Source organism: Stenotrophomonas sp. GD03777 (assembly GCF_029842485.1).
Taxonomy (GTDB): domain Bacteria; phylum Pseudomonadota; class Gammaproteobacteria; order Xanthomonadales; family Xanthomonadaceae; genus Stenotrophomonas; species Stenotrophomonas sepilia.
The window spans coordinates 1-20,470 of record NZ_JAOCGL010000022.1 but is presented as its reverse complement, the minus strand read 5'-3'; the positions used below and the strand labels follow the sequence as shown (position 1 = coordinate 20,470).

Below are 20,470 nucleotides of genomic sequence, written 5' to 3'. Positions count from 1 at the left end.
GGGCGCAGTGGTGCAAAAAAAAGGCCCCGCCGAAGCGGGGCCTGGTCCAGACACGCGGTCCGGGATACGACGGGATTAGAAGTCGTACTTGACCTGGGCCGAGATCTGACGGCCGTAGACGCTGTAGAAGCCGTCGTTGAACGGGGTCGATTCGTTGCCCGGGTAGTTGTAGCGCTGGCCTTCCGGCAGCTTGTTGAACACGTTGTTGACCATCAGCGACAGGGTCAGATCGTCCTGTGCCTGGTAGTTCAGGCTCATGTTGTACGTGGTGTACGAGCCCCACTTGCCGGCCTTGGCGCCGGAGGAGTGGACGTAGTCGTAGCTGCGGCCGGTGTAGGCCAGGTAGTTCGGGGTGCTGCCGACGTAGTTCGCGTACACGGTGGTGGTGAACTTGGAGATGGCCCAGCCCACCGACACGTCGCCGCGTACCTTGGCGAAGTTGTCGTAGTACCACATGTTGTACGGATCGCTCAGCAGGTCCAGCTTCTGCGCACCCGGCAGGGCCACCACTTCACGCTTGAGCATGTTGGTGTAGTTGCCGGAGAACATCAGCGAACCGAAGCGGCCCAGGTCCTGCTGGTACTTGGCACCGACGGTCACCGCTTCCAGGTTTTGGCTGGCCACGTTGAGCTTCGGGGTGTACACGCGGGTCAGGTTGCCACCGGCGTCGCGGGTCACCCAGTCGGTCACGTTCTGGCAGCTGGCCGAGGTGTTGTTCGGCAGGCCGTTGTGGCACTGGTACTCGGCCAGCAGCAGCTGGTCGGTGCTCAGGGTCTTGACCTCGTTCTTGATCTTCCAGTTGTAGTAGTCGACCGACAGCGAGAAGTTGCTCACCGGGGCCCACACCACGCCTGCGCTCCACACGTCGGCGGTGATCGGCTTCAGGTCCGGGTTGCCGGACTTTTCGCTGTACACCGAGGTGGTCTTGTAGAACGAGCAGGCTTCGTCACGCAGCGCGTAACCCATCTGGCTGCAGCGGTAGTAGTCGTTCTGGCCGGAGGCGAACGAGCCGCTCATGCCCTGGAAGGCATCGGACAGGGTCGGCGCGCGGAACGCGGTGCCGTACTTGCCGCGCAGCAGCAGGCTTTCCACCGGACGGTATTCCAGGCCGATGCTGTAGGTGGCCTTGTCGACGGTCTTGTCGGCGATCTTGAAGGCGTCATAGCGGCCCGAGGCGCTGATGGTCAGCGACTCGAACACCGGCATGCGCAGTTCGCTGGTCACCGCGTAGTTGCTGCGGTGGCCGGCACCGGCCACGGCGCTGGCGCCCCACGCGTTGCCATCGACGAAGGCCTGGTCGGGCGAGTAATCCCAACCCTCGCTGCCGCCTTCCAGCACGACGGCCAGGCCGGCGTCGCCGCCCGGCAGGGAGAACAGCGAACCGTTGGTCACCTGCACGCGACCGAGGTTCTGCCAGGTCTTGCTGCGGTGGGTGCCATAGCCGGTGAAGCTGGCGAACTGGTCCGGGGTGATCGGCGAGTAGAAGGCGGTGTAGTTCGGGTTGTAGATGCCGAAGCCATCAGCAGTGGTGCCCAGGCGCGGGCCCAGCACGGTGTCGCCGAAGAAGCCTTCGATCTTGTCCTTCCAGCGCGCGAAGCGGTTCTGGTCCAGACGGTATTCGCCGCGGGTGAAGCTGGCGCTGTAGTCCCAGTCGCCGACCATGCCCTTGCCGCCCAGGGTGACCTGGTAGGAACGGCTCTCATCGGAGTTCAGGATGTTGTTGTAGTGGCCCGGGCCGATTTCTTCCGGCGCGAAGGCGCGCTGCAGGTTCACGACCTTGCCCAGGCCCTGGTCGTAGAAGCCGCCCATCACCGACTTGGTGCCCCACCACAGGGCGCTGGAGCCGGAGGTGAATTCGGTCTTTTCCTTGCTGTACAGCACGTCGGCGAACAGCTGGAAGTTGTCGTTCACGTCGAAGGTCATCGACGAGTAGAACTGGCCGCTGTTCTTGCCGTTCTTCAGGGTCTTGTAGCCGGCGCTGTACACCGAGCCGCACGATTCGCCCGATGCACGCTTGCCGACGGTGGTGGTGCCGTCGTACAGGCCTGCCACGTTGGCGCAGCGGGTCGGGTCCATCATGTACAGCTTGTTGTCGGCGTTGCCGATGACAGCAAAGTCGTTCGACGGCAGCTGCGCGGTGTAACCGACCGGGTTGTTCTGCTTGGTGATGTCACGCTGGTAGCCCCAGATCGGGCTGCCGTTTTCGATCTGCACGTTGACCAGGGCGTGGAAGCGGTCGTCGAACGCGTTGAAGCCCTTGGCGGCGCTGAAGCGGATGTTGCTGCCACCACCTTCGGTGTAGGTGCCGCCACGGATCGACATCGTGCCGCCGTCCATGCGTTCCTTCAGGATGATGTTGACCACGCCGGCGATCGCGTCCGAGCCATACAGCGACGACTGGCCGCCCGGCAGGACTTCGATGCGCTCGACGATGTCGATCGGAATGCCGCTGATGTTGTTGAACGACTCGCTGCCGTTGTACAGCGCCGGATACGAGAGCATCGGGCGGCCGTTGATCAGGTACTTGGTGTAGCCCGGATTCAGGCCGAACATGCCGGCGGCTTCGGCGCCCTGGGTGAACGCACCCGAGGTCTGGCCACCCTGCAGGCCGCCGGTGGTCAGCGATGACTGCTGCAGCACTTCAGCAACACTGCTGAAGCCGCGGGTCTGGATGTCTTCGGCGGTGATGGACATCACCGGGGTCTGGGTTTCGACCTGGGTCTGCGGGATCAGCGAACCGGTGACGGTGATCTTGTCCAGGTTGGTCGCCTTGTCCTGGGCCATTGCCGGGGCGGCGGCCATCAGAGCGGAAATCAGGGCGACGGCGAGCGTGTTGCGACGTGCGGTATTGCTGACGTGTTTCATGTAGTTCCAATGGAGAGCAAAAAACAAAAACGGCACTGCGCATGCGCCATCGCGCGGGCCGGAACAGCGGGCTCCGCAGCTCAAAACAGTGCTGATCGAACGTAACATGAACTTAACAATCTGTGCACGAATCCGTCGCAATCCTGAATTTCAGTCAGGTTACGTCCAGCTTGTATGATGTTGGGTTATCCCCCTGACTCCGCCGGTGCTCGTTGTGAACAGTTCTCCCCGCCGTCCCCATGCCAGCCAGGTCCAGAAGGGACTTACGCCGCATGCCCGCATCCGCAATGTCATCGCGGTCGGTTCGGGCAAGGGCGGCGTCGGCAAGTCCACCACCTCGGTGAACCTGGCCGTGGCGCTGCAGCAGCTCGGTGCGCGGGTGGGCGTGCTCGACGCCGACATCTACGGCCCCAGCGTGCCGGCCATGCTGGGGCTGTCCGGCCGCCCGGAAAGCCCGGACAACAAGAGCATCGAGCCGCTGCGTGCGTTCGGCGTGGACACCATGTCGATCGGCTACCTGATCGAAGAAGACACCCCGATGATCTGGCGCGGCCCGATGGCCACCTCGGCGATGACCCAGCTGTTCAACGATACCTTGTGGGACGACCTGGATTTCCTGCTGATCGACCTGCCGCCGGGCACGGGTGACATCCAGCTGACCCTGACCCAGAAGATTCCGCTGGCCGGTGCGGTGATCGTCACCACGCCGCAGGACATCGCCACGCTGGATGCGAAGAAGGCGCTGAAGATGTTCGAGAAGGTCGAGGTGCCGGTGCTGGGCATCGTCGAGAACATGGCGGTGCACACGTGCAGCAGCTGCGGGCACATCGAGCACCTGTTCGGCGAGGGCGGCGGCGAGCGCATGGCCGCGCAGTACGGCGTGCCGCTGCTGGGGTCGCTGCCGCTGCAGATCGGCATCCGCGAGCAGGGCGATGCAGGCACGCCGATCACCGTGGCCCAGCCGGATTCGGCACCGGCCCAGGCCTACCGCCATGCCGCGCAGCGCCTGATCGAGGAAGTCGGCAAGCGCCCGCGGGCCTCGATCCCGATCCTGTCCTCGCTGCTGTAAGTGCCGGGGCAGGGGCCGCCGGCGCAGGCCGGCCCCCTGCTAGAATCCTCGCGCCCCCTCGTACCCCCCAGGACAAAGCATGAGCATCAAGAGTGACCGTTGGATCCGCCGCATGTCCGAGCAGCACGGCATGATCGAGCCGTTCGAGGCCGGGCAGGTCAAGCAGGCCAACGGCCAGCGCATCGTCAGCTACGGCACGTCCAGCTATGGCTATGACGTGCGCTGCTCGCGCGAGTTCAAGGTGTTCACCAACATCAACTCGACGATCGTCGATCCCAAGCACTTCGATCCGGGCAGCTTCGTGGATATCGTCGGCGATGAGTGCATCATCCCGCCGAACAGCTTCGCGCTGGCGCGTACCGTGGAATACTTCCGCATTCCGCGCGATACCCTGGTGGTGTGCCTGGGCAAGAGCACCTACGCGCGCTGCGGCATCATCGTCAACGTGACGCCGCTGGAGCCGGAATGGGAAGGCCACGTCACCCTGGAATTCAGCAACACCACGCCGCTGCCGGCGCGCATCTACGCCAACGAAGGCGTGGCGCAGATGCTGTTCTTCCAGGCGGCCGCCGATGACATCTGCGAGACGTCGTACCGCGACCGTGGCGGCAAGTACCAGGGCCAGACCGGCGTGACCCTGCCGCGGACCTGAAGATTGCAGGCGATCTGTAGAGCCGAGCCATGCTCGGCTTCAATGCAGGGCAGCCGAGCATGGCCCGGCTCCACATGAAGGAAGGCGGCGCAATGCGCCGCCTTCCTTATTTGCCGCGACCGAACAGCATCGCGATGCCGACACCCACCAGGGCCACCGGCCACCAGGTCAGCAGCAGCTTGGACAGGTTCAGGTGCGTCCAGCCGAGATTGCTGGCGAGCATGAACAGGCCGATCAGGATCAGCAGGACGGCGGCAACGAGGTTGAATCGCATCGGGTCGGCGAAGGCTCAGGACAGGGCCGGATATCCTAGCCGTTCCTTCCAGTAGGCGACATGCTGGTCCAGCGCCGCCGGCTCGTAGCGGTGCGCCGGGCCGCTGCCCCAGACCGGGCCCGGCCAGGCCGGATCACCGTCGTGGCGGCCGATCACATGGAAATGCAGCTGGCGCACGATATTGCCCAGCGCCCCGATGTTGATCTTTTCCACCCCGTCGGAGCCCTTCAGGGCCTTGCAGGCGCGGTTGAGCTCGGTGCGGAGCTTGTCCTGCTGCTCGCCGTCCAGCTCGATCCACTCGGTGACCCCGGCCAGGCGCGGTACCAGCACCAGCCAGGGGAATCGTTCGTCGTTCATCAGCCGCACTTGCGACAACGGTCCTTCCGCCACCAGCACGCTATCGGCGGCCAGGCGTGAATCGAGTTCGAATTCGCTCATCCAAGATGCTCCGAGAAGAAGTCCAGGGTGCGTTGCAGCGCCAAGGCGGCGCTGTCTGGATCATACGCATGTCCGACCTCCCGGTTGAAGGCATGATCGGCCGGATAGACGTAGGTGGCCATCTGCGGCAGCTTCTCGCGGTGGGCCTGCACGGCTTCCGGTGGGATGCTGCGGTCCTGGGCGCCGAAATGGAAGATCACCGGCGCCTTGGGTGTCTCATCGAGGAACTGGACGTTGCGGGCGCCGTAGTAGCTGACCGACGGCAGCCCCAGGCGCACTGCGGACAGCATCGCCACCGTGCCGCCCCAGCAGTAGCCGACGGTGCCCACCTTGCCGTAAGGGGCCAGCCGGGTGGCCGCCGCGCGGACCACTTCCAGTGCCCGCTCCATGCCCAGCGCGCCGACCCGTTCCAGGCCCTGCTTCACGCCATCGGCGTCGTAGGGCAGCGCGTCCGGATCGGCGTCGGGGCCATCGAGCAGGTCAAAGAACGAGGGCGCCAGCACCGCATAGCCTTCCGCCGCGAAGCGCTCGGCCACGCTGCGGATATGCGGATTGGCGCCGAAGATTTCCTGCACCACCACCAGGCCGCCGCGCGCGGTGCCTTCCGGCAGGGCCTGCCAGGCACGTACCGGGCCGTGATGCGTATCCAGGGTGATCCACTCGGCCATCGTTTCCATCTTGTTGTGGGGAACAGAACGGCATTGTCGGTGCTGCATGGGTTAGCGCGATGTCAGCGGCTGTGCGGGATCGGGCGGCTGGCCATTCAGAGCGCGGCCGCCAACCCCGGTATACTGGCGCCCTTTCAGGCCCCGGCCCCCAGGAACCCCTGCCACGACGGCAGGGGCCCAGGCCCCCAGAGTCCCGCGATTCCATGTCCCAGCTGAACCCCAAAGTCGGCTTCGTCAGCCTTGGCTGCCCGAAGGCCCTCGTCGATTCCGAGCGCATCCTCACCCAGCTCCGTTCGGAAGGCTACGACATCGTCCCGTCCTACGATTCGGCCGACGTGGTGGTGGTCAACACCTGCGGCTTCATCGATTCTGCGGTGACCGAGTCGCTGGACGCGATTGGCGAAGCGATGAACCAGAACGGCAAGGTCATCGTCACCGGCTGCCTGGGCAAGCGCCCGGAGCAGATCCGCGAGGCGTACCCGAACGTGCTGGCGGTGTCCGGCCCGCAGGATTACCAGAGCGTGATGGAAGCGGTGCATGAAGCACTGCCGCCCAAGCACGATCCGTTCGTGGACCTGGTGCCCGACTACGGTATCAAGCTGACCCCGCGCCACTACGCGTACCTGAAGATTTCCGAAGGCTGCAACCACAAATGCAGCTTCTGCATCATTCCGTCGATGCGCGGCAAGCTGGTTTCGCGCCCGGTCGACGAGGTGCTGCGTGAAGCCGAGCGCCTGGTGCGTGGCGGCGTGCGCGAGCTGCTGGTGGTTTCGCAGGACACCTCGGCCTACGGCGTGGACGTGAAGTACGCCGAAAAGATGTGGCGCGACAAGGCCTACCAGACCCGTTTGAAGGCGCTGTGCGAAGGCCTGTCGGAGCTGGATGCGTGGGTGCGCATGCACTACGTCTACCCGTATCCGCACGTGGACGAAGTGGTGCCGCTGATGGCCGAGAACCGCATCCTGCCGTACCTGGATATCCCGTTCCAGCACGCCAGCCCGCGCATCCTGCGCCTGATGAAGCGCCCCGGCGCGGTGGAGAAGACCCTGGAGCGCGTGCAGAACTGGCGCCGTATCGCGCCGGACATCACTGTGCGTTCGACCTTTATCGTCGGCTTCCCGGGCGAGACCGAAGCCGAGTTCGAGGAACTGCTGTCGTTCCTTGACGAAGCGCAGCTGGATCGCGTCGGTGCGTTCGCCTACTCGCCGGTCGAGGGTGCCACCGCCAACGACCTGCCTGACGCCGTGCCGGAAGAGGTGAAGCAGGAACGCCTGGCCCGTTTCATGGAGAAGCAGGCGCAGATTTCCGCCGCGCGCCTGGAAGCCAAGATCGGCACCGTGCAGCAGTGCCTGGTCGACGCCATCGAAGGCGACATCGCCGTGGCCCGCTCCAAGGCCGATGCCCCGGAGATCGACGGCCTGGTGCACATCCAGAATGCCGACCAGGTGCCGCTGCGCGTGGGTGAATTCGTCGACGTGGAGATCACCGAGAGCGACGAGCATGACCTGTACGGTGACGCGCTGGCGGCCGCCCCCCGTCCGGCGTTCGACCTCAAGGTGCTGTGATCGCAGCGACGGCCGCCACCGGCAACGGCGGTGGTTCACGGCGCTTCGTACCGCCGCCACGTGCGGCGGTAGCTGCACGGCGGTTCGAGCACCCGCTGTTTGCCGGGCTTCAGGACTTCCGTGACCTGCTGGACGGCATCGCATGGCCGTCCATCGCGGCGCTCGATGCACGCCTGGCCGTGCCTGGCAAGCGCCTGGTTGAACAGGACGCCGCGCTGCTGGCCGATGGCCTGCACTACGAAGTGCGTATCGCGCAGGGACGCATCGCCACCCGTGCCGGCAACTGGCACGACCTGTTCAATGCGCTGGTGTGGGCCTCACAGCCGCAGCTGAAGCGCGCGCTCAACGTGCGGCAGTGCCTGCATATCGAGGCGATGCCACCCGGCCAGCGCAACCGCGCGCAGGCCGCCTTGACCCAGTTCGACGAAACCGGCGTGATCGTGCGTGTGCGCGATGACTCACTGCGGGCTGCCTGGGATGCACACGACTGGCCCGCGTTGTTTGACCCGGTGAACTGGCAGAGCGGTGACATCGCCATCACTGTGGTATTCGGGCATGCGCTGATGGAACAGGCCCTGCTGCCGGGGCGATTGCTGGTCGGCAAGTGCGTGGTGGTGCAGGGCGATGTCGAAGCCGCCTGTGTCGACGTGGTGAGCGCTGCCATTGCCGAGGGCAGGGCAGTGACCGATCCGCTGCAGCTGCGGCCGTTACCATTGGCCGGTGTTCCCGGCTGGCATGACGTGCAGGATTCTGCCTTCTACCGCAATGCCGACTATTTCCGCCCGCTGCGTGCAGGGCGCACGTACCCGCCACCGTTGTAGAGCCGAGCCCATGCTCGGCTGATGGGTAACGCAGCCGAGCATGGGCTCGGCTCTACAACGGTGGCGAGGTCGGGCATGGCTCGACGCTACACAGGCTCGTACTCCACGCCGATCACTGCAAAGGTGAACTGCCCGCCGGGCAGCTCCACCGAGAACTCATCATCCAGCCGCTTCTTCAGCAGCGCACGCGCCAGGGGGGAATCGATGCTGATCCAGCCCAGGCCCGCATCGGTCTCATCCGGGCCGACAATGCGATAGCGGCTGGTGTCGCCGCTGTCCACGTTCTCCAGTTCCACCCACGCGCCGAAGAACACTGCGAGCGGATCGGTTGGCGTCGTATCGACCACGCGCAGCGATTCCAGCCGCTTGGTCAGGTAGCGCACGCGGCGGTCGATCTCGCCCAGTTGCTTCTTGCGGTAGGTGTACTCGGCGTTCTCGGAACGGTCGCCTTCTGCTGCAGCGGCGGCGAGCGCTTTCACCACATCCGGGCGGCGCACGCGCCATAGCTCATCCAGTTCGGCCTTCAGTCGCGCATGCCCGGAAGCGGTGATCAGGGCGGTGCTTTTTTCTGCGGGGGGACGCCAACGGGACATGCAATACGACTTCTTTTCTGGATGACGAATGAGAGAGCAGGGTCAGAGCCCTTTCCAGCGGAAAGGGCTCTGACCCCAGCAGGGGCAGCTAGCGCTTGCCGCCGAAGATGCCACCGAGGATGCCGCGCACGATCTGGTTGCCCAGCTTGGTGCCGACAGTGCGCGTGGTCTGCTTGGCCATGGTTTCGATCATGCCCTGGCGGCGCTTGGTGCCGAAGATCGCATCCTTGATGGCCTGGCCGAAACCACCTTCCTGAGCTTCGTCCTGCTCGCGGCTGCGCGCGGCCGGCGCCTGTGCCTGCTCGATGCTCTTCTGCGCGCGCTGGGCCAGCAGTTCGGCGGCCGATTCGCGGTTGATCGCGGTGTCGTAGCGGCTGCCGACCGGGCTGCCGGCGCGTACCTGTGCACGCTCGGCCTCGGTGATCGGTCCCATCCGGCAGCGCGGCGGCGCGATCAACGTCTGCTGCACGGGCATCGGCACGCCCTTGTCCTGCAGCGTGGATACCAGTGCCTCGCCGGTGCCGAGCTGGCTCAGCACCTTGGCCACGTCCAGCTTCGGATTCGGCACGAACGTCTCGGCCGCGGTTTTCACCGCCTTCTGGTCGCGCGGGGTGAACGCACGCAGTGCGTGCTGAACGCGATTGCCCAGCTGGCCGAGAATGTTGCCCGGCACGTCGTCGGGGAACTGCGAGCAGAAGTACACGCCCACGCCCTTGGAACGGATCAGGCGCACCACCTGCTCGATGCGCTGCACCAGCGACGGCGGTGCATCATCGAACAGCAGGTGCGCCTCGTCGAAGATGAAGACCAGCTTCGGCTTGTCCAGGTCGCCCACTTCCGGCAGCTGCTCGAACAGTTCCGACAGCAGCCACAGCAGGAAGGTGGAATAGAGCTTGGGCTTGAGCACCAGCTGGTCGGCGGCGAGGATGCCGATCATGCCGCGGCCGTCGTGGTTGACCCGCATGATGTCGGCCAGTTCAAGTGCCGGTTCGCCGAAGAAATTCTCGCCACCGTCCTGCGCCAGGCGCAGCACCGAACGCTGGATCGCCGCGATCGACTGCGCACTGACCAGGCCGTACTCGGTGGAAATGTCCTTGCGCTCCTCGGCAACCAGGCCGAGCAGGGCGCGCAGGTCGTCCATGTCCAGCAGCAGGCCGCGGTCGTCGGCCAGCTTGAATACGATGTCGAGTACCCCGGCCTGGGTGTCGTTCAATTCGAGGATGCGCGACAGCAGGGTCGGGCCCATCTCGCTGACCGTGGTGCGCACCGGGTGGCCCAGCTTGCCGTACAGGTCCCAGAAGATGGTGGGGCTGGCGGCCGGCGCATAGTCGGCCACGCCGATCTCGGCGGCACGCTGGAGCAGGTTTTCTGCGCCGGTGCCGGGCACGGCCAGGCCGGAGACATCGCCCTTCACATCGGCCAGGAACACCGGCACGCCCCGTCGCGAGAAGCCCTCGGCCAGGGTCATCAGGGTCACGGTCTTGCCGGTACCGGTGGCGCCGGCCACCAGACCGTGGCGGTTGCCGAGTTTCGGCAGCAGGGTGACGGCAATATCGTCGGTAATACCTTTGCCGAGCAGAATCGGATCCATGGTCCAGCCCTTGTGATGAATAGCCCAATGTTAACCGCCGGCAGTGACGGTCCGAAGGTCGGCTTGCCCGGACCTTGGCGGCGCCGCTACTCTGCCTGCCTGTTTTGCACACAGTGCCATCAATGCCCGTTCCTGTCCTGATTTCCCGCGGTTGGCCGCTGCTGGCCCTGGCCGGCCTGGTTTCCCTGGCGCCCGACGCCCACGCACAGCGGGTTTCGGCCCGGGACAAGGTGAAGGTGGATGCGCTGCAGCAGCGCATGACCGCCGCCGAGAAGCGCTACAGCGACGCCCTGCTGCTGGTCGCCAATGCCGATCCCAAGGGCAGCAACGAGGCCGATGCCGCGCTGGAGGACATGGAAGATGTCCTCAACGACTGCGTGAAGCAGAAGGGCTGCCAGATGGGGACCCTGCTGGCCAGCTACAAGCGGCTGCTCAAGCACGACGCCGATGCCGCCGCCAGCGATGACGTGGCCGACGAGGGCGGTGATCGCCTGGAAGCCGACCCGGACCACATCGGGCCGCTCACCGCCGACGTGCCCGAGGCCGCGCGCGCTGCCGCGCTGCTGAACGACAAGCGGCACGCCTTCGACACGATGGTCGAGTACAACCCGGCGGTGCAGGCCGGCATCCGCCGCTGGCTGACCGACATGCGCCCGGCCCTGCTGACCAGCTACGAGAACTACCAGAACCTGCGCGCGGTGATGTGGCCGGAGTGGGAAAAGCGCGGGCTGCCCGAGGCGCTGCTGTTCGGGATCATGGCCAAGGAATCCAACGGCCGTGTGCATGCCTCCTCGCGTGCCGGTGCCGCCGGCCTGATGCAGTTCATGCCGGCCACCGGCCGCCGTTTCGGCCTGGGCCCGGACGGCACCGGCTTCGATACCCGCTTCGACGCGCGCAGCGCCGCCGAGGCCAGCGCCAGCTACCTCAACGAACGCCTGCGCGAACTGAACAACAACGTGGAAATGTCGGTGGCCGCCTACAACGGTGGTGAAGGCCGTGCCGCACGCGTGTTCAAGCAGAGCGGTGGGCAGAGCTTCTGGACCGACAGCGTCTACAACCAGTTCCCGGGCGAGACCAAGGACTACGTGCCGATGGTGATCGCCGCGGCCTGGATCTTCCTGCACCCGCAGCAGTACGGCGTGGAGTTCCCGAAGATCAGCGCGCAGCCGGCCACGCTGCGCCTGGCCAAGTCGACCACCATCTACGAACTGACCATCTGCCTGGGCAGCCACGGCACCCGCGATGGCTACATGCGCGCGCTGCGCAACCTCAACCCGCGCTATGAGGCCGATGGCTGGATCCCGGCCGGCACGCTGATCAATGCCACCACCCGCATCGCCGGCCTGTACCAGCGCAACTGCGTCAGTGGCCCGCGTGCCGACCTGGCCCGCACGTTGATCACCGCTGATCTCAACGCGGCGATCAAGCGCCCGGCCGTGGCGAGCTATACCGGCAGCGTGGCGGTGGGCGGCGTGGTGCCGGTGGCCGACGCGGCTGCATCCACCAGCGTGCCGACCGCACCGGTGGCGCCGGTGTCGACGCCACGCCCGGCACCGGCGGCGCGCCCGAAGCCGGTGCGCAGCCACAAGGTGGGCAAGGGCGAGACCCTGGGCGCCATCGCGGCGAAGTTCCAGTGCGACGTGCCGACCCTGGCCCGCGCCAACGGCCTGAAGGCACCGGCCTACAGCCTGCGCCACGGCCAGACGCTGAAGCTGCAGGGCTGCGACAAGTAATTCCCCCGACCCCTGGAACCCGCATGGATCTCGAAGACACCCGCAACCTGTTCGCCAACCTCCGCGAAAACACCGACTGGGACATCAACGGCCCGTTGCTGTGGGGGTATTTCTTCGTCCACGCCAGTGCCGAGCCGCTGCAGGCGCTGGCCCAGCACCTGCAGGCGCAGGGCTACACGTTCGTGGAACTGTTCGAGCAGGAACCGGAAGAGGGCGACGCGCCGTTCCACGTGCTGCACGTGGAGCGCGTGGAAATCCACGACGAAGCCTCGCTGGACCGCCGCAACCAGGAATTCGCGGCGCTGGCCGCGGAGCACGGCGTGGAAGACTACGACGGCATGGACGTCGGCCCAGCACCGGTCCTGCAGTAATCCGCTTCTGACTGTAGAGCCGAGCCCGTGCTCGGCTCTACAGACCCGGTAGTGCCGGCCGCTGGCCGGCATTCCGTTGAATCCATCCACGCGTCGCGTGGATCTACGGTCAGCGCAGCTTTGCCAGGGCCTGGCCCAGCTGCACAGGGCTCTCGGCGCCCAGCTGCGGTGCGAATTCGGCCACGCCCGGCGGCAGCAGCACCACCACGGTCGAGCCGTAATTGAAGCGTGCCATCTCGGCGAAACGCTCCAGCTTGATGCCCTGGCCGCGGTAGTCCTTGCGGGTGATGCGATCGCCGTAGGCCGGGATCTCCTCGCCGCTCCACACGGTTTCCACGCCGGATACCAGCAGCGCGCCAACCATCACGCTGACCATCGGGCCGAAGCTGGTGTCGAAGTGGCAGACCAGGCGCTCGTTGCGGGCGAACAGGCGCGGCACCCCGTTGACGGCCGCAGGACCGACACTGAACAGGCGTCCTGGCACGTGCACGGTTTCACGCAGGGTGCCGGTCCACGGCATGTGCACGCGGTGGTAGTCGCGCGGCGACAGGTACACGGTGGCGTACAGACCGTCGTTGTACGGCTTGGCATCCTCGTCGCTGCCCAGCAGCTCGGCGGCGGTGAACGACTGGCCCTTGGCCTGGAAGATGCGGCCGGCCTCGATCTTCCCCAGCTGGCTGATGCGGCCGTCGGCCGGCATCACCAGGCTGCGCGGATCGGCATCGGCCACGCGCGCGCCCGGCTTCAGCGCGCGGGTGAAGAACTGGTTGAAGGTCGCATAGCTGCGCGGGTCCGGGTTGGCCGCTTCGTCCAGGTTGACGTTGAACTTGCGGGTGACGGTGTCGATCAGCCAGCGCGACACGCGCGGATCGTCCGAGTACGCCAGCGAGCGTGCCATCGAGGACAGCAGGCGATGGGGCAGGGCGTACGTCAGGGCGGTGGTGAGGCTCATGGGGCGGTTTTCTCGGTCAGCTTCTGCAGGTCGCGGGCGATCGCCGGCGCATTGAACGGGGGGCGCACCAGGCCGGCAAGGCGGCCCTGCGGGTCGAGCACGGCCAGGCTGGCCGAATGCTCGACGGTGTAATCCTCGGGGTTTTCGTCGAAATGCTTGCCCGGCACTTTCTGGAACACGAAACCCAGCGAGGTGGCGAAGCGCTCCAGCGAGGGGATATCGGCGGTGGCGGCCAGGGTGTCCTTATGGAAGCCGTGCACGTACTCGCCCAGGCGGGTGGCGCTGTCGCGGTCCGGGTCGACCGAGATGAACAGCACGCGCGGGCGCAGGCCATCGGGCAGGGCCTCCCACTGGTTCTGCGCGCCGGCCAGCTCGGCCAGGGTGGTCGGGCAGACGTCCGGGCAGAAGGTGAAGCCCAGGAACACCAGGGTCCAGTGGCCCTTCAGTTCGCCCGGGATCAGGCGGGTGCCGTCGGACTGGGCCAGGTTGAAGTCGGGCAGTTCACGCGGCTGCGGGTACAGGGTGATCGCTTCGGTGGCCGGGGCGTTGGCCGGCGGCTTCGGCGCGAACACCTGCTGGGCGGCGAGCAGGCCAAGCCCCGCCGCCAGGGCGATCAGCAGGATGATGCCGGCATTGCGATTGAACATGGGGGCTCCCACGCGAAATGGGCTCCATCATACCGGCTGCGGCCCGATCGTTTCCGCCGCAACGGATGCTGCCGCGGGCGCCAGCCCCTATAATCGGGGGCCACTTTGCCAGCAGTACCGCCATGACCGCTGAAACGGCCGCCGAACTCCACACGATCATCGATCTGATCCGCTACGGCACCAGCCGTTTCAACGAAGCCGGGCTGACCTTCGGGCACAGCTACGACAATGCGCTGGATGAGGCCACCCAGCTGGTGCTGCACAGCCTGCACCTGCCGCACGACCTCGGCCCGGCCTACGGCCAGGCACGCCTGCTGCAGGCCGAAAAGCTGCGCGTGCTGGAACTGTTCCAGCGTCGCATCGACGAACGCATCCCCGCTGCCTACCTGACCGGTGAGGCCTGGTTCGCCGGCCTGAGCTTCAAGAGTGACACGCGCGCGCTGGTGCCGCGCTCGCCGATCGCCGAACTGATCGAATGTGGTTTCGAACCGTGGCTGGCCGGCCGCGATGTCAGCCGCGCGCTGGATCTTTGCACCGGTTCGGGCTGCATCGCCATCGCCATGGGCCACTACTACCCGAACTGGGAAGTGGACGGCGTCGACCTGAGTGACGACGCACTGTCGCTGGCCGAGGAGAACAAGGAGCGCCTGCAGGCGCACAACGTCACCCTGATCAAGTCGGACCTGTTCAATGGCCTGACCGGCCGCCACTACGACCTGATCGTCACCAACCCGCCGTACGTCACCAACGACGAGACTGATGCCCTCCCGCAGGAGTATTCCTACGAGCCGGAAATGGGCCTGCGTGCCGGTGAGGATGGCCTGGACCTGGTGCTGAAGATCCTGCGCGATGCCCCGCTGCACCTGAGCGAAGACGGTCTGCTGATCTGTGAAGTGGGTGAGTCCGAACAGCATCTGGTCAAGCTGCTGCCGGAAGTCGATTTTTCCTGGATCGAGTTCAAGGTCGGCCAGATGGGCATCTTCGCGGTCGAATGCCGCGAGCTGATCGCCCACAGCGCACGCATCACCGAACTGGCGGCGCAGCGCCCGTGAGCTCCAATTCGTTCGGCAAGCTGTTCACCGTCACCACGTTCGGCGAGTCGCACGGGCCGGCCATCGGCTGCGTGATTGATGGCTGCCCTCCGGGGCTGGCGCTGGACGCGACCGAATTCGCCCACGACCTGCAACGCCGTGCGACTGGCAAGAGCCGGCACACTTCCGCGCGGCGCGAGGCCGACGAGGTCGAGATCCTGTCCGGCGTATACGAGGGCCTGACCACCGGCACCCCGATCGCGCTGCTGATCCGCAACACCGACCAGCGCAGCAAGGATTACGCCAATATCGGCCAGCAGTTCCGCCCGGGCCATGCTGACTACAGTTACTGGCACAAGTACGGCATCCGCGATCCGCGTGGCGGTGGCCGTTCCTCGGCACGCGAGACCACCATGCGCGTGGCCGCCGGCGTGGTCGCCAAGAAGTGGCTGGCCGAGCGTTTCGGCGTTACCGTGCGTGGCTACCTGTCGCAGCTGGGCGACATCACCCCGGCCGGTTTCGACTGGTCGGCGGTGGAAGACAATCCGTTCTTCTGGCCGCACGCCGCACAGGTGCCGGAGCTGGAGGCGTACATGGATGCGCTGCGCAAGTCTGGCGACTCGGTCGGTGCGCGCGTGGACGTGGTCGCCGACAACGTGCCGCCGGGCTGGGGCGAGCCGATCTACGGCAAGCTTGACGGCGAACTGGCCGCTGCGCTGATGAGCATCAATGCGGTGAAGGGCGTGGAGATCGGCGACGGATTCGCCAGCGCCGCGCAGAAGGGCACCGAGCACCGTGACCTGCTGACGCCGCAGGGCTTCGCCAGCAACCATGCCGGCGGCATCCTCGGTGGCATCTCCACCGGTCAGCCGGTCGTCGCGTCGATCGCCCTGAAGCCGACGTCCAGCCTGCGCCTGCCGGGCCCGTCGCTGGATACGGCCGGCAACGTGGTCGAGGTGGTCACCACCGGCCGCCACGATCCCTGCGTCGGCATCCGCGCCACGCCCATCGCCGAGGCGATGGTGGCGCTGGTGCTGATGGACCAGGCGCTGCGTCATCGCGCGCAGTGCGGCGATGTCGGCACGATCACCCCGCGCATTCCCGGGCAGATCGATGGCTGACACGCGGCCGACCGTGTGGGTGAGCCAGCCGCTGATCGAGGCGGCCATCGCGCCGCTGCGCGATCGCGTGCAGCTGCGCAGCACCGACACCGTCACCGCCTGGTCGCCGGACCAGATCGCCGCACAGCTGGCCAGCGCCGACGGCGCGATCATCACCCTCAACGAGCGCATCGGTGCGGCCCAGGTAGCCGATGCCACGCAGCTGCAGGTGATCGCCAATGTCGGCGTCGGCTACAACAACCTGGATGTCGACGCGCTCAGCGCGGCCGGCATCCTGGCCAGCAACACGCCGGACGTGTTGACCGAAACCACCGCCGATCTCGGTTTCGCGCTGCTGATGGCAACCGCGCGCCGGATCACTGAGTCCGAGCGCTGGCTGCGTGAAGGGCAGTGGCAGCAGTGGTCGTTCCAGACCATGCTGGGCGCGGATGTCCATGGCAGCACGCTGGGCATCCTTGGCATGGGCCGCATCGGCCAGGGCATCGCCCGCCGCGGCGCGCACGGTTTCGGCATGAAGGTGCTGTACCACAACCGTTCACGGTTGCCGGCCGATACCGAGGCGTCGCTCAGCGCGACCTACGTGGACCTGGATACGCTGCTGGCACAGTCCGACCATCTGGTAACGGTGCTGCCCTACACGCCGGCCTCGCATCACATCATCGATGCGGCTGCGCTGGGGAAGATGAAGCCGACGGCAACCCTGGTGAACATCGCCCGCGGCGGCATCGTCGACGAACTGGCGCTGGCCGACGCACTGGCCAACGGCCACCTGGCGGCCGCTGGCCTGGATGTGTACGAGGGCGAGCCGAAGGTGCGCCCGGAGCTGCTGGCGCTGCGCAACGTGGTGCTCACGCCGCATATCGGCAGCGCCTCGCTGGCCACGCGCACGGCGATGGTACAGCTGGCCGTGGATAATCTGGCTGCCGGGCTCGGCCTGGACGGCGGCCCGTCGCGCATGCCGAGCGCGATCAACGCTGACGCGGCGATGGCCGCGCGCGTGATGCTGGGCAAAAAAACCGGGAAACGATAGGGAACCTCCGCGCGCCCCGCTTGAGGAGGTTCCCCGAACCCAGCTGTCGTGCGTGTTTTCCCCCATTCCCGTTTTCGTGAGAGTTCCCCATGAGCAATGCACAGCGCAGTTTCCACGTCGCCGTCGTCGGTGCCACCGGCGCCGTTGGCGAGACCATGTTGTCGATCCTGGCCGAGCGTGATTTCCCGGTCGGCACCCTGAGCGTCCTCGCCTCCGAGCGTTCGGCTGGTGGCGAGATTGAATTCAACGGCCAGAAGGTCAAGGTCCAGGACCTGGCCACCTTCGATCCGACCGGTGTCGAGATCGCGCTGTTCTCGGCTGGCGGCAGCGTGTCCAAGGAATACGCACCGAGGTTCGCCGCCGCCGGTGCGGTGGTGATCGACAACTCCTCGGCGTTCCGTTACGACGATGACGTGCCGCTGGTGGTGTCCGAGGTCAACCCGGAACAGGTCGCCAACCGTCCGCGCGGCATCATCGCCAACCCGAACTGCTCGACCATGCAGATGCTGGTGGCGCTGGCGCCGCTGCACCGCAAGTACGGCATCGAGCGCATCAATGTGTCCACCTACCAGTCGGTGTCCGGCGGTGGCCGCTCGGCGATGGAGGAACTGGGCAAGCAGACCGGCCAGCTGCTCAGCTTCCAGGAGATCGATCCGCAGCGCTTCCCGGTGCAGATCGCCTTCAACCTGATCCCGCACATCGATGACTTCCAGGACAATGGCTTCACCAAGGAAGAGATGAAGCTGATCTGGGAGACCCGCAAGATCCTCGGTGACGACAGCATCCTGGTGAACCCGACCGCGGTGCGCGTGCCGGTGTTCTACGGCCACTCCGAGTCGGTGGCGATCGAGACCCGCGACAAGGTCACCGTCGCTGAAGCGCGCGCGCTGCTGGAGCAGTCGCCGGGCATCGAAGTGGTGGATCGTCACGAGGCCGGTGGTTACCCAACCCCGGTCACCCACGCCTCGGGCACGGACGCGGTGTACGTCGGCCGCATCCGCGAGGACCTGTCGCACCCGCGTGGCCTGAACCTGTGGATCGTGTCGGACAACGTGCGCAAGGGCGCTGCCCTGAACGCCGTGCAGCTGGCCGAGCTGGTCGCCGCCGAACAGCGTTGATCACCGTGGTTGCCTGACCGGTAGTGCCGGCCGCTGGCCGGCATTGCCGTGATGGGCATGTGGTGCTGCCGGCCAGTGGCCGGCGCTACCGAAGGTCCCCTCGGTGGGTGCGGACCCCGGTGCGCACGCTTTATAGTGTCGCCCATGAATAAACGGGCCAGGGGCGCAAAGCGCCCGCTCCTCTATCTTTCCACCGCGCTGCTGGCCCTGGCCAGCAGTTCGGCGCTTGCCCTGGGCTTGGGTGACATCCGTGTCCTGTCCAAGCCAGGCCAGCCCCTGCTGGCCGAAATCCCGGTAGTCTCGGCCGATCCATCCGAACTGGAGAACCTGCGCGTCGCGCTGGCCTCTGCGGTCACCTTCGAACGCGTTGGCCTGCAGCGGCCGGCCGGGCTGGTCAGCGAGCTGCAGTTCGAACTGACCCGCAATGCGCAGGGCAGGGCGGTGGTGCGGGTGACCTCGCAGACGCCGGTCGAAACCCCGTCGCTGAGCTTCCTGATCGAGGCCGACTGGGGCCAGGGCCGCCTGGTGCGCGAATACTCGGCGCTGGTCGATGCGCCCTCCAGCGCACTGGCGGTGGCCGAACCGGAAATCGTCGCGCCGGCCGGTACCCTCTCCAACACCATCGTGCGAGACGTTGCACCGGCGCCGGCCGCTGCGGAGAGCGCAAGCGCACCTGCGCCGTCCACTGCGGCAGCGCCGGCACCTGCATCGGCTCGCCCGCGTGCAGGGGATGCACCCGCTGCCGCGCAGGCAGCCGATGGCAGCGTCATCGTCCAGCGTGGGCAGACCCTGTCGCAGATCGCCAGCGCGGTGGCCCGCGGCAACCAGGTCAGCCGCGACCGCGCGATGATCGCCCTGCTGCGGGCCAACCCGGAGGCCTTCATCCGCGGCAACGTCAACCTGCTCAAGCAAGGCGCCGTACTGCGCATGCCCGGCAGCGATGCACTGGCGGCGGTCGATGCCGCCGAGGCCGCAGCGCTGGTGCGCGAGCATGCAGCGCAGTGGCGGCAGGCGCGCACCGTGCCGCAACCGGCGGGTACCGTCGCCCCGGTGGCCGCGGCGGCAACCACGAACGCTTCTTCCCCGGCCGCGGCCAATGGGGCACGACTTGAAATCGCCCCGGCGCTGGCTTCCGACGCCGCGCGCGCGGGCACAACCACCGGCACTGGAGCCGGCAGCGAGGGTGACATGCTGGGCAACGAACAACTGCGCCAGGCACGCGAGGACATCGCGACCCGCGATGCCGAGATTGGCGAGCTGAAGCAGCGCGTCGCCGACCTGGAAAAACTCAAGGAACAGCAGCAGTCGCTGATCGCGATGAAGGACAACGACCTGGCCGCCGCGCAGCAGCGCCTGGCACAGGTACCGGATACCCGCGATGCGGCAACGCCGTGGTACTGGCTGGGGCTGCCGGTGCTGCTGCTGGCGGCCGGTGCAGCCTGGCTGCTGCGTCGTCGCAAGCCATCGCCGCTGCCGCCGCTGCGCGACGAAGACGATGCCGCCGGTCTGACCGCTGCGGTACCGGCGGGCGCGGCGCTGGATACCCTGGCCGAGCAGTCCTCGTGGTCGTCGGTGGTGCCCGAAGCGGGCCGCCAGGAGCCGGCGATGCCGGCTTGGGCGAGCGAAACCGGGGGGCAGGATGACGTGGCTGCCGAACCGGTCGCCGACGTCGCCGCCCAGGCTGACTGGCAGGCGCAGACGCTGCGCGATGACGAAGTAGTGGAGCTGCCCGAGGCAGTGACCGACCTGCCGCGCTGGGACGAGCCGGTGCCCGCGCAGGAGGATGATCCCACGCCGGCCGCCGCAGCGCAGGATGAGCTGCTCGCGCAGGCGGCCCCCGGCGAGGTGGCAGTGCCGGACTACGCGCTGCATGCCGAACAGCAGCCGCAGTTCCGCGGCGTGTTCGACCTGCCGGCCGAGCACCCTGACGG

At 66.8% G+C, this 20,470-nt stretch carries 19 protein-coding genes; 11 read left to right on the top strand and 8 right to left on the bottom strand.

The window, feature by feature from the left end:
- Positions 1-75 precede the first annotated feature (75 nt).
- Complete coding sequence (locus N5E02_RS07445; RefSeq protein WP_072168514.1) at positions 76-2,865, bottom strand: TonB-dependent receptor; 2,790 nt, start codon at positions 2,863-2,865, stop codon at positions 76-78.
- Positions 2,866-3,079: 214 nt separating this feature from the next.
- On the opposite strand from N5E02_RS07445, the gene apbC reads away from it, so the two are divergent.
- Together apbC and dcd are read left to right on the top strand one after the other, a co-directional pair.
- Positions 3,080-3,934 (top strand): iron-sulfur cluster carrier protein ApbC, encoded by an 855-nt coding sequence (gene apbC, locus N5E02_RS07440; RefSeq protein WP_005418013.1) that lies wholly within the window; start codon positions 3,080-3,082, stop codon positions 3,932-3,934.
- Between the two features lie 79 nt (positions 3,935-4,013).
- Positions 4,014-4,586, top strand: coding sequence for a dCTP deaminase (dcd, locus tag N5E02_RS07435; RefSeq protein ID WP_005418012.1), 573 nt, complete (start codon positions 4,014-4,016; stop codon positions 4,584-4,586).
- A gap of 106 nt (positions 4,587-4,692) precedes the next feature.
- Here dcd and N5E02_RS07430 read toward each other — a convergent pair whose 3' ends face one another.
- The 3 genes from N5E02_RS07430 to N5E02_RS07420 are packed head-to-tail and all read right to left on the bottom strand — an operon-like array spanning position 4,693 to position 5,966.
- Positions 4,693-4,860: a DUF5668 domain-containing protein gene (locus N5E02_RS07430; RefSeq protein WP_005418011.1), complete on the bottom strand. Its 168-nt coding sequence runs from the start codon at positions 4,858-4,860 to the stop codon at positions 4,693-4,695.
- Positions 4,861-4,875: 15 nt separating this feature from the next.
- The gene (locus tag N5E02_RS07425; protein WP_005418010.1) at positions 4,876-5,298 is read right to left on the bottom strand and encodes an HIT family protein; all 423 of its coding nucleotides are present in this window, start codon (positions 5,296-5,298) and stop codon (positions 4,876-4,878) included.
- Positions 5,295-5,966 carry a dienelactone hydrolase family protein gene (locus tag N5E02_RS07420; RefSeq protein ID WP_065179170.1) on the bottom strand — a complete coding sequence of 224 codons (672 nt, stop codon included), beginning with the start codon at positions 5,964-5,966 and terminating at the stop codon, positions 5,295-5,297. Before N5E02_RS07420 ends, N5E02_RS07425 begins: the two co-directional genes overlap by 4 nt.
- 203 nt (positions 5,967-6,169) lie before the next feature.
- Between N5E02_RS07420 and rimO the strand changes: the two genes are divergently transcribed.
- On the top strand, positions 6,170-7,531 hold the full coding sequence (gene rimO, locus N5E02_RS07415) for a 30S ribosomal protein S12 methylthiotransferase RimO (RefSeq protein ID WP_134968068.1): 1,362 nt from the start codon (positions 6,170-6,172) through the stop codon (positions 7,529-7,531).
- Entirely contained in the window at positions 7,528-8,352 is an 825-nt protein-coding gene (locus N5E02_RS07410; protein ID WP_279946134.1) for a DUF3025 domain-containing protein, read from the top strand. The genes rimO and N5E02_RS07410 overlap by 4 nt, the downstream gene beginning before the upstream one ends.
- Positions 8,353-8,438: 86 nt before the next feature.
- On the opposite strand, the gene greB is transcribed toward N5E02_RS07410, so the two are convergent.
- Together greB and N5E02_RS07400 are read right to left on the bottom strand one after the other, a co-directional pair.
- Positions 8,439-8,945, bottom strand: coding sequence for a transcription elongation factor GreB (gene greB / locus N5E02_RS07405; RefSeq protein WP_279946133.1), 507 nt, complete (start codon positions 8,943-8,945; stop codon positions 8,439-8,441).
- Between the two features lie 88 nt (positions 8,946-9,033).
- On the bottom strand, positions 9,034-10,536 hold the full coding sequence (locus N5E02_RS07400; protein ID WP_279946132.1) for a helicase HerA-like domain-containing protein: 1,503 nt from the start codon (positions 10,534-10,536) through the stop codon (positions 9,034-9,036).
- Positions 10,537-10,658: 122 nt separating this feature from the next.
- Here N5E02_RS07400 and N5E02_RS07395 point away from each other — a divergent pair, with 122 nt between their 5' ends.
- Positions 10,659-12,269, top strand: a complete 1,611-nt coding sequence (locus N5E02_RS07395) for a transglycosylase SLT domain-containing protein (RefSeq protein ID WP_279946131.1) — start codon at positions 10,659-10,661, stop codon at positions 12,267-12,269.
- A 23-nt stretch (positions 12,270-12,292) separates the two neighbouring features.
- Positions 12,293-12,640, top strand: a complete 348-nt coding sequence (locus N5E02_RS07390) for a ribonuclease E inhibitor RraB (RefSeq protein WP_262220157.1) — start codon at positions 12,293-12,295, stop codon at positions 12,638-12,640.
- A gap of 109 nt (positions 12,641-12,749) precedes the next feature.
- Here N5E02_RS07390 and asd read toward each other — a convergent pair whose 3' ends face one another.
- Both asd and N5E02_RS07380 read right to left on the bottom strand, forming a co-directional pair.
- On the bottom strand, positions 12,750-13,592 hold the full coding sequence (gene asd, locus N5E02_RS07385) for an archaetidylserine decarboxylase (RefSeq protein WP_053501139.1): 843 nt from the start codon (positions 13,590-13,592) through the stop codon (positions 12,750-12,752).
- Entirely contained in the window at positions 13,589-14,239 is a 651-nt protein-coding gene (locus N5E02_RS07380; RefSeq protein ID WP_005417991.1) for an SCO family protein, read from the bottom strand. Before N5E02_RS07380 ends, asd begins: the two co-directional genes overlap by 4 nt.
- Before the next feature lie 122 nt (positions 14,240-14,361).
- Between N5E02_RS07380 and prmB the strand changes: the two genes are divergently transcribed.
- The 5 genes from prmB to N5E02_RS07355 all read left to right on the top strand — a co-directional run.
- Positions 14,362-15,291 carry a 50S ribosomal protein L3 N(5)-glutamine methyltransferase gene (gene prmB, locus N5E02_RS07375; protein WP_279946130.1) on the top strand — a complete coding sequence of 310 codons (930 nt, stop codon included), beginning with the start codon at positions 14,362-14,364 and terminating at the stop codon, positions 15,289-15,291.
- The gene (gene aroC, locus N5E02_RS07370; RefSeq protein ID WP_005417989.1) at positions 15,288-16,391 is read left to right on the top strand and encodes a chorismate synthase; all 1,104 of its coding nucleotides are present in this window, start codon (positions 15,288-15,290) and stop codon (positions 16,389-16,391) included. Before prmB ends, aroC begins: the two co-directional genes overlap by 4 nt.
- Entirely contained in the window at positions 16,384-17,421 is a 1,038-nt protein-coding gene (locus tag N5E02_RS07365) for a D-glycerate dehydrogenase (protein ID WP_279946129.1), read from the top strand. The genes aroC and N5E02_RS07365 overlap by 8 nt, the downstream gene beginning before the upstream one ends.
- An 89-nt stretch (positions 17,422-17,510) precedes the next feature.
- Positions 17,511-18,539 (top strand): aspartate-semialdehyde dehydrogenase, encoded by a 1,029-nt coding sequence (locus tag N5E02_RS07360; RefSeq protein WP_005417977.1) that lies wholly within the window; start codon positions 17,511-17,513, stop codon positions 18,537-18,539.
- 144 nt (positions 18,540-18,683) lie between these two features.
- Positions 18,684-20,470 (top strand): FimV/HubP family polar landmark protein (locus tag N5E02_RS07355; RefSeq protein ID WP_279946128.1); only part of this gene is annotated, 1,787 nt, incomplete at its 3' end.

Bases quoted from the DNA above. Each gene is read 5' to 3' on its own strand.
- asd (WP_053501139.1), bottom strand. From the start codon at position 13,592: ATGAGCCTCACCACCGCCCTGACGTACGCCCTGCCCCATCGCCTGCTG.
- greB (WP_279946133.1), bottom strand. From the start codon at position 8,945: ATGTCCCGTTGGCGTCCCCCCGCAGAAAAAAGCACCGCCCTGATCACC.
- N5E02_RS07400 (WP_279946132.1), bottom strand. From the start codon at position 10,536: ATGGATCCGATTCTGCTCGGCAAAGGTATTACCGACGATATTGCCGTC.
- N5E02_RS07390 (WP_262220157.1), top strand. From the start codon at position 12,293: ATGGATCTCGAAGACACCCGCAACCTGTTCGCCAACCTCCGCGAAAAC.
- N5E02_RS07365 (WP_279946129.1), top strand. From the start codon at position 16,384: ATGGCTGACACGCGGCCGACCGTGTGGGTGAGCCAGCCGCTGATCGAG.
- dcd (WP_005418012.1), top strand. From the start codon at position 4,014: ATGAGCATCAAGAGTGACCGTTGGATCCGCCGCATGTCCGAGCAGCAC.
- N5E02_RS07380 (WP_005417991.1), bottom strand. From the start codon at position 14,239: ATGTTCAATCGCAATGCCGGCATCATCCTGCTGATCGCCCTGGCGGCG.
- rimO (WP_134968068.1), top strand. From the start codon at position 6,170: ATGTCCCAGCTGAACCCCAAAGTCGGCTTCGTCAGCCTTGGCTGCCCG.
- N5E02_RS07425 (WP_005418010.1), bottom strand. From the start codon at position 5,298: ATGAGCGAATTCGAACTCGATTCACGCCTGGCCGCCGATAGCGTGCTG.
- N5E02_RS07395 (WP_279946131.1), top strand. From the start codon at position 10,659: ATGCCCGTTCCTGTCCTGATTTCCCGCGGTTGGCCGCTGCTGGCCCTG.
- N5E02_RS07445 (WP_072168514.1), bottom strand. From the start codon at position 2,865: ATGAAACACGTCAGCAATACCGCACGTCGCAACACGCTCGCCGTCGCC.
- N5E02_RS07360 (WP_005417977.1), top strand. From the start codon at position 17,511: ATGAGCAATGCACAGCGCAGTTTCCACGTCGCCGTCGTCGGTGCCACC.
- N5E02_RS07420 (WP_065179170.1), bottom strand. From the start codon at position 5,966: ATGGCCGAGTGGATCACCCTGGATACGCATCACGGCCCGGTACGTGCC.
- N5E02_RS07430 (WP_005418011.1), bottom strand. From the start codon at position 4,860: ATGCGATTCAACCTCGTTGCCGCCGTCCTGCTGATCCTGATCGGCCTG.
- prmB (WP_279946130.1), top strand. From the start codon at position 14,362: ATGACCGCTGAAACGGCCGCCGAACTCCACACGATCATCGATCTGATC.